The organism is Jeotgalicoccus marinus DSM 19772 (assembly GCF_000425825.1).
Taxonomy (GTDB): domain Bacteria; phylum Bacillota; class Bacilli; order Staphylococcales; family Salinicoccaceae; genus Jeotgalicoccus; species Jeotgalicoccus marinus.
Genome location: NZ_AUEE01000003.1, coordinates 248,670 through 256,989 on the forward strand (window position 1 = coordinate 248,670; position 8,320 = coordinate 256,989).

The window sequence follows — 8,320 nt, forward strand, 5'->3', positions numbered from 1 at the left end:
ACGAGAATCAGATAAGGATGATTTTATGAAACCTAGGATTATAATTCTGCTAAACTCCATAGATATTAATAGAGGTGGCCTCACGCATGCATCTTTAAGACAAGCGAGTACCTTTGCAGATGCTGGTTATGATACCCAGATACTAACTTTCAACTATGAACCGCGCTTTCCTATCATCTGTAAAAAACTCAAAGAGATGGGCAAAGTAAGTAATAATGTCGTCATACGTAATATGTTTGAAGAAAAGGCACTATACGGAAATAAAGATAAAATCAATATGCGTAAAGTTAAAGTGAAATTATCTGATTACGAAAAACACTATGCCATATCTCAGAGAAAAAATCATAATGCCTATAGACTTTATAATAATGGTCTATATGAAAAATATATCGCTCTACGTAAGGACGATACTCTAGATTTCATTGACTACTTTAATGAAAATCGCTATAGAGTGAAACGAGAAAATTACAACTACTATGGTCATATGACTAGGGTGCAGTATTTCAGCTTTGAAGAAAACAAGGTAAGACAACAATTGTTTTTCGATAAAACAGGAAAAGCATTCTTGAATTTTTGGAAAGATCCTTCAACTGGAAAGATCAGCCGGGTCATCCATTTAGGCTCAAATAATAATATAATCAGTGAGACAACTGGAGATACCATACCTCATAAAATTCACTGGCTAAAAAGTGTATTGAACGAATCAAATGAAAGAATAATGGCAATCTCAGATACACGTAGCACGGATGAATTACTTGTTAAACTAAAGCATCCAAACACAGTAAGATCACTCCGCATGCACAGTAATCACCTTAAAAATCCAGATAATCCTGATTCTGAGTTAAATAAACGAAATGGCTATGCAATAGAAAATATAAAGAATGTCGATGCATTGATTGTGCTGACAGACAAACAGAAGCATGATATCGTTAACCGTTTTGGACTTGAGAATAAAGTTCATGTCATTCCAAATTATTATGAAGCGAAAGCACCTAAGCCAAAAGGGTTAAAATCCATTTTTATTAATGAGAAACAAGACAGTACTCAAATTAAAAGAGATTTGTCTAAAGTCGTAATTGTATCAAGATTTGCAAGCATTAAAAATATAGACCATACCATCCAAGCATTTAAAAAAGTGGTCACAGAAGTTCCAGAAGCTAAATTAGAAATCTGGGGATCTGGGGATCAAAAAGATGAATATGCAGACTTGATAAAATCACTCGATCTCAGTGATAATGTATTGATTAAAGGTTATACTGAGCATCCTGAAAAAATATACCAAAGCGGTGGTTTGTCAGTCCTAACCTCCAATGCCGAAGGTTTCTCTCTTGCAGTCATGGAAAGCATGGCAAATAGCTCGCCAGTTGTGAGTTATAATATAAGATATGGACCATCTGATATGATTGAAGATGGTGTAAATGGATTCCTCATAGACAAAAGTGATATAGATGCTTTATCAGAAAAAATGATACACATGTTAAAGAACCCTGAAAAAACAAGAGATATGGGTAATGAAGCAAAAAATACAATTCAAACAAAATTTAGCAAGGAAATCTACCAGAAACTATGGTTTTCTCTAACAGACACGTTACTTGAAGTATTAGAAAGGAACAATCACAATGAATAACCTAATTTCTGTTATCACTCCAGCAGAAAATAATGAAAAATATATTAATACAGCTTTAGAGTCACTAAGAAACCAGGAATACACAAATTTCGAGGCGCTCGTCTTACACTCAGATATAGAGACATTAAAAAGTATCGTTAATGATGAGTACTTAAATGATGACAGGTATCGATTTATTAATACGCCTGCAGATATTTATGTCGGTGCCACGCGAAATATCGGAATTGAACAAGCAAAAGGTGCCTACCTGTATTTCCTAGATAGCGACGATTATATTGCCGAGAACATGTTGCAACTACTACATGACAGCATCGGAGAATTCCCGATGATTCGTGGAAGAATGAAAACGACGGATTTCAGCACAAGTTCCGTCATTATACTACCCGGTACAAATAAAATAAAAATGTATTCAACTAGAAGATACAACCTGCTTAGATCAGAATCTGCAATCAACTATCTGATTTCAAAGAATTTTATCGATAATATGAATCTAAGATTTTCTGAACAATTTAAAACTTATTCAGACCTCACTTTTATGGTTCCATTGATGGAAGAAATTGATATAGTCCCTTACGCCGAGGAAGCAATCTATTTCAGAAGAAGAGGGAATGACCCAATTAACAACCCGACACTTAGACAGTCTTCTCTCGAACAACTCACACCTGATCTCTTTGGCGTCTATAATCAGCTGAGATCAGATAATATGAGTGAAGAAGGACGAAAATATCTAGATGACAAACTCCTTAACTTCTATAGAAAACGTTTGGTGACTGAATTCAGAGATGATACCACAATCGATTACTACTTTTCTGGTCTAGTAGAAAGTATAAATAAAATTGATCCAGATCGACTGAAAAACAAGGATTTCATACTCAAAAATGATGTGAAAGTTATAAAATCTAACAACAAACGTCGCTTCCGAAAACTTAGTAATTTCAACCATTTTCTTAGAGATATCAAAAATGGTATTACCTCAAGAAAAGGCAGGAAAGAATTAATTTATAAACGTATATTCAATTATATGAAGCCCAGGGATAAGCTCGTTGTTTTCGAAAGTTTCCAAGGGAAATCTTACTCCGATAGTCCCAAATATATTTATGAATACATGCTTAAAAACAAGAGTAACTATAATTATGTATGGGTGATGAATAACTCGAACAAGATACCTGGTAATCCTAAGACTGTTAAACGAAACACACTCAAATATTATTACTATATTGCTAGAGCCAAATATATCGTGAGTAATGTAAGAATGCCAAACAAATATATTAAAAGACCAGAACAATCATATCTGCAAACTTGGCATGGTACGCCGCTTAAAAGACTGGCTGGTGATATGGATAATGTCCACATGCCAGGTACTAATGCCGTACGATATAAGAAAAACTTTAACCGTGAAACTAATAAATGGGACTATTTAATTGCGCCTAATCAGTATTCTGCTGATATCTTCAGAAGATCGTTTTGGTTCAATAACACCATGCTGAAAACTGGCTATCCAAGAAATGATATTTTAACGAACCATAATGATGAAGATACGATCAATAGATTGAAACGAATAAACCATATACCAACTAATAAGAAAATTATTCTGTACGCACCAACGTGGCGTGATGATGAATACTTCAAAGTTGGGAAATACAAATTCAATCTGAAACTTGACCTTCACAGAATGAAAGAACAATTTGGAGATGAGTACATCATTCTACTCAGAATGCATTATCTTGTTGCCTCCAACATGGATTTAACAGGCTTAGAAGACTTTGCATACGATGTTTCTAGTTACAGTGACGTGAGCGAACTATACTTGATGTCTGATATTCTCATCACTGACTATTCATCTGTATTCTTTGATTATGCGAATCTTAGACGTCCAATCTTATTCTTTACTTACGATATTGAAAAATATCAAGGACAGCTACGTGGTTTCTACATCGATATGGAGACCGAGCTTCCGGGTCCATTGCTCATGGACAATGATAAGGTGATGGATGCAATCCAAAACATTGATGCAGTAAGTAAGAAATACGAGGATCGCTACAACGAATTTTATGAACGATTCTGTAGCTGGGATGATGGAAGAGCCTCAGAAAAAGTGGTTGATGCAGTGTTTGAAAAATGATTGAACTCTGACCCGAATAATAGATCGATGGCGGTATGTTGGCCTAATATAATTAAAGACTTCCATAACAAGGCTGTTGTGGAAGTCTTTTTATATCAAAATGAATTACACTATACCAACTACAATAATTCACACTTGAACATTAGTTAGTACCATATTATCTTTCCAATTAATCTAAATATTGAACATTAAATTCAGTAAAGGATGGATAAACATGAACACAGCTTTAATTATTGTCGACATTCAAAATGATTATTTCCCGGGTGGTAAATATCCATTAAGTAATCCTGAAAATGCAGCAGAGAATGCCAAAAAATATTAACATGGTTTAGAGAAAATCGTAGTGAAAATATTTACCATGTTCAACATATTGCACCTGATGAATCAATGGGTTTCTTCGCTCCTGATACCGAAGGTGCAGAAATTAGAGAAGTTATACAGCCTCAAGATAATGAAACGCTTATTGTAAAACAATTTCCTAACAGTTTCGTTAATACAGAACTACACGATAAGTTGCAAGCTCAAAATATAGATCATGTTGTGATTGTTGGTATGATGACACACATGTGTATTGATGCGACTGCTAGAACTGTAGCGGACTTAGGTTATAAAGTATCAGTCGTTGAAGATGCATGTGCTTCACGTGAGTTAACTTATCAGGGTCATGTTATTAAAGCAGAGGATGCACACTATGCATTCATCAGCGCACTAGACTTTTTAAATGTTGATATTTATACAACAGAAGATTTTATTCAACAACAATAAACAGTACTAATATTTAAAACTCTCAGGGATAAATCAGCAAAGCTGATACAAGAAGAAGGTTACACAGAAGATGAAGAATAATTCATAAAAATAAATAGATGACTACCTTCCTTGCTCAAGCAAGTTAGGTAGTCTTTTTCATTATTGAAGTGATTGATGTTTCTCTACATCGATTTCCTGTATGATAAAAGAAACGATAGTTTTAATTTAGAAGGGGAGAAAATTTATGAACTATAAACAAAAGTGGGATATGGAGAGTGTATTTCCTGGTGGAAGTACGTCTGAAGCTTTCCAAAAACGATTATCAGAAGTAAGAGATAGTATTACAGCTTTTTCTCAAGAACTCGATAATTGGGAGCTAGACGAACATTCTAACGACTTTACGTCACTGAAGGAGATCTTACAACACTACGAAAAAATTTCAAACGCGCTTAGTGAAATGGGTAGCTTTTCGAATGGTTTAGTATCTGCTGATGTTACCGATCAAAAAGCAATGCAGAATTTAAATGCAGTTCGTAACTTAGTTAAAGATCTCTCATCACAGAACATTATATTAAATAAAAAGATCAGTGCCCTGACTGAAGACCAATTTACAAAGCTGTTAGAGGATGATTTCTTTAAACCGATGCATTTCCCGTTAGAAGAAAAACGACAAAAAGAAAAAGATTTACTATCCACAGAAGAAGAAACAATCATCAATCACTTATCATTAGACGGCTTACAGGGCTGGGGGAATATGTACAATCAACTCGTCGCTTCTATTCAAATTCCAGTAACTGAAGATAACGAAACTGTTTATTATTCAGCCGGTCAATTTGAAAACAAGATGAAGTCAGAAGAGAATCCAAAAGTTCGTGAAAAACTTTTAAAAACGTGGGAAAACACATGGGAAGAGAAAGCTGATTTATTCTCTACAACACTCAATCATTTATCAGGATTCCGTTTAAACGACTATGAACTTCACGATTATAAAGATTATATGAAAGTACCACTAGACTACAACCGTATGGAAGAAGAAACACTTGATATGATGTGGGATACTATTACAAAAAATAAAGCACCTTTCAAAAAGTACTTTGAGCGAAAGGCGCAACTCATCGGTGTTGATCAATTAGGATGGCTTGATGTTTCAGCAAGTGTTGATGTGGGTGATTATAAAAACAAGCAGTATACGTACAATGAAGCGGCAGAATTTATTATCGATAACTTTGAATCATTTAGTCCAAAAATGTCAGAGATGGCACGTCGAGCTTTTGAAGAGCAGTGGATTGAAGCGGAAGATCGTCCAGGAAAACGCCCTGGTGGATACTGTTCAAACCTTCCTGAATCTAAACAGTCGCGTATTTTTATGACGTTTGCCGGTAGCACTAGCAATGTGTCAACACTCGCACATGAACTCGGACACGCATTCCATAGCTATGTCTTACGTGATTTACCATTATTCAACCAACGTTACGCAATGAACGTTGCAGAAACAGCTTCTACATTTGCAGAACTTGTCGTTTCAAACGCAACTATTGAAAATTCAACGTCAAATGCAGAAAAAATCAACTTACTAGATGAAAAAATTGCTAGAAGTGCGACTTTTATGATGAATATCCATGCACGCTATATCTTTGAACGCAATTTCTATGATGAACGCCAAAAAGGAACTGTAGATAGTAACAGACTGAAAGAACTGATGAAAGAAGCACAAAAAGAAGCCTTTCAAGATGAACTTTCTTCATACCATCCAATGTTCTGGGCAACAAAGTTACATTTTCATATTACAGGTGTCCCATTCTATAACTTCCCGTACACATTTGGATACTTCTTTAGCTTAGGTATATACAACCGCTTCTTAGAAGACGAAACGTTGAGTGAAGATGACTATATTGCACTGCTTCGTGATACTGCAAGCATGACTACAGAAGATCTTGCTGAAAAACACTTAAATGTTGACCTAAGAAAACCAGACTTCTGGCAACAAGCACTGGATTCAGTGCATAAAGATATTGAAGAGTTTTTAGATCTAACAGAATCATATGTTTAATGTATAGGGACACATTAGCAATTAAACAAATACGAGTTACAAGCAAAAGAAAGTACTCAAGTTAAATAAAAGCGTACTAGAGCTAAGGCTCTAGTACGCTTTTATTACATTTCTCCAGACTTCACTTTCATATACATCTCTTTAAATTTCTCTTTACTGAAAATCACTGGTACGGGATAATTCGGATTCGCTTCATCAAATGCGTAGCCGGCCATTTCATCGATATCAGACTCTTTGATATCAGGGATTTGATTACCGATGCCGAGATTTTTATTCATCTCCAGAATACTGTCGATGAACTTCTCTGTTTTTACCTTGTCAGTATCACCCGGGGCAGTCACACCTGCACAATCAGCCAGTTTGGCCAGATTCTCATGTACGGTATCTCCGTATTCCTTTAATACGTAAGGCATGATAATTGCATTCGATTCACCATGTGTTACTGGATATTTTGCACCGATCTGATGTGACAATGCGTGGATATTGCCGACATAAGCTCTCGTAAATGCGCGTCCCGCAATGTAAGCAGCATACTGCATATTTTCACGTGCAATTCTATCACCATTTTCGTGGAAGGCTGACGGCAAATTGTCATAGATTAGTTTAACCGCAACTTCTGCCATTTTCCTTGTATCTTTTGTATTGCTCAGATTGATGTAGGCTTCAACTGCATGACTGAGCGCATCCATACCCGTGTGCGCAGTAATCGTCTTCGGTAAATTGGATGTAAGTTCCGCATCAAGTACTGCAATTTCCGGCAACAGCACCGTATCGGATATCGCATATTTCATATGGCGCTTACTATCAGTTATAACTGTTGCTATCGTGCCCTCACTTCCGGTACCAGATGTCGTCGGCACAGCAATCACCGGTGGCAGCTTTTTACGTACTTTCAGAAGACCGTGATATTTATGCAGGTCAGCATTGCCTGTACCTACAACGACCGCAGCACCTTTGGCACAGTCGAGTGCAGAACCCCCACCAAAACCGATAATCGCGGTACATCTATTTTTATTGTACTCGGCAGCGGCTTCCCTGACGTTCTGATCTGTCGGATTTGCCATCGTCCCGTCGTAAATAATGTATTCGATATTCTTTACCTCGAGACCATACAGAAGATTGTCCATCAGGCCAAGATCCCGTATGCCTTTGTCGGTCACAATCAAGACTTTTTTATAATTTCTGGCAGATAGTGTATCTGGCAATATATCAAGTATTCCCTCACCACGGAGGAGGAGGAGAGGGGGTGACCAGTCCAGCACTTTCGCGGCCTGTTTCATGATTTTCTGATAACCTCTTGCAAGACATTTAAATAATTCGAAGTTCATATTATCACCTTTCTCAGTTTATTTACCCGTGGTCAGCTTTTGTTGGATAAAAATTAACTCTGGTCACCAGTGTCTTTTGTGTTGTGAATTTTTATGACTTGTAGATAGTGAAACACATATCACTTATGGTAACTCTCGGCTTATCATTTTTCGATGCGGACGTTTAACAATTTGATTGAATGTCACTTTGAGTTTTCAGAATAATCCTTCTAAATTAATGTAGTCTAACGACTTTAAATGTAATTTTCAAACCTTGGTATCTTCGTATATATACTACCAGCCCGTGTTATATTCAGTCATTCATTTCGATACATCAACAGTATTTTCTAAACTCTTATATCCATCTTGATTTAGAATAGCTTCTTCATTTTCAAATAATTTTTCTACTGTAAGATCTTTATCCCAGTAGCCTTAGTTAGAACCAAAGAAGTTCTCAGCGACTCTTC

General features: G+C 36.2%; 4 protein-coding genes and 1 pseudogene. 4 read left to right on the forward strand and 1 reads right to left on the reverse strand.

Annotated features, from left to right (window positions below; genetic code table 11):
- Positions 1–25 precede the first annotated feature (25 nt).
- From H624_RS0101380 to H624_RS0101395, 4 genes and pseudogenes are all read left to right on the forward strand, one after another.
- The gene (locus tag H624_RS0101380) at positions 26–1,627 is read left to right on the forward strand and encodes a glycosyltransferase (RefSeq protein ID WP_026865981.1); all 1,602 of its coding nucleotides are present in this window, start codon (positions 26–28) and stop codon (positions 1,625–1,627) included.
- On the forward strand, positions 1,620–3,749 hold the full coding sequence (locus H624_RS0101385; RefSeq protein ID WP_026865982.1) for a bifunctional glycosyltransferase/CDP-glycerol:glycerophosphate glycerophosphotransferase: 2,130 nt from the start codon (positions 1,620–1,622) through the stop codon (positions 3,747–3,749). The genes H624_RS0101380 and H624_RS0101385 overlap by 8 nt, the downstream gene beginning before the upstream one ends.
- A gap of 214 nt (positions 3,750–3,963) precedes the next feature.
- Positions 3,964–4,514 (forward strand): annotated as a pseudogene (locus H624_RS11445) (cysteine hydrolase family protein).
- Between the two features lie 226 nt (positions 4,515–4,740).
- Entirely contained in the window at positions 4,741–6,546 is a 1,806-nt protein-coding gene (locus H624_RS0101395; protein WP_026865983.1) for a M3 family oligoendopeptidase, read from the forward strand.
- A 104-nt stretch (positions 6,547–6,650) separates the two neighbouring features.
- Here the strand turns inward: H624_RS0101395 and H624_RS0101400 are convergent, their stop codons facing one another.
- Positions 6,651–7,874, reverse strand: a complete 1,224-nt coding sequence (locus H624_RS0101400) for an iron-containing alcohol dehydrogenase (RefSeq protein ID WP_026865984.1) — start codon at positions 7,872–7,874, stop codon at positions 6,651–6,653.
- Between the last annotated feature and the right edge of the window lie 446 nt (positions 7,875–8,320).